Source organism: Acidovorax sp. KPB24-03 (genome assembly GCF_057546605.1).
Map to the genome: position 1 here is coordinate 1 of NZ_BAAJYR010000954.1, position 550 is coordinate 550.

General features: G+C 69.5%; 1 protein-coding gene. It reads left to right on the forward strand.

The features are described 5' to 3' along the window. Positions 1–5: 5 nt before the first annotated feature. Positions 6–550 (forward strand): transporter substrate-binding domain-containing protein (locus tag AC27KI_RS26995; RefSeq protein ID WP_487116986.1); only part of this gene is annotated, 545 nt, incomplete at its 3' end.

Below are 550 nucleotides of genomic sequence, written 5' to 3' on the forward strand. Positions count from 1 at the left end.
TCCGTCTGCGGCCTTTTTCTGGTGCGGCGCAGCCGCGCGCAGGCGTCCGCACGCCCGCCAACCCATCGGCGCAGCAGCCCACGCTGGAGAAGATCAAGGCCGCCGGCAAGGTGGTGCTGGGGGTGCGCGAGGCCTCGCCGCCCATGGCCTACGCCCTGGGCGCGAACGAGAAGTTCGTGGGCTACCACGTGGAGCTGTGCGAGCGCGTGATGAAGGAGATCGCGCCGCAGGCCCGGCTCGAATACATGGCGGTGACCGCGCAGAACACGCTGGCGCTGGTGCAGAACGGCACCATCGACATCGGCTGCGGGCCCACCACCAACAACACGGCGCGCCAGCAGCAGGTGGCCTTTGCCGTGACCACCTACGTGAGCGAGGTGCGCATGGCGGTGCGCGCGGATTCGGATTTGAACTCGGTCAGCCAACTGGGCGGGCGCACCGTGGCCGCGTCGGCCGGCACCACCGCCGTGCAGATGCTGCGCAAGCAGGAGCGCGCGCTGGGCGCCCCCATCAAGACGCTGCTGGGCAAGGACCACCAGGAGAGCTTTTT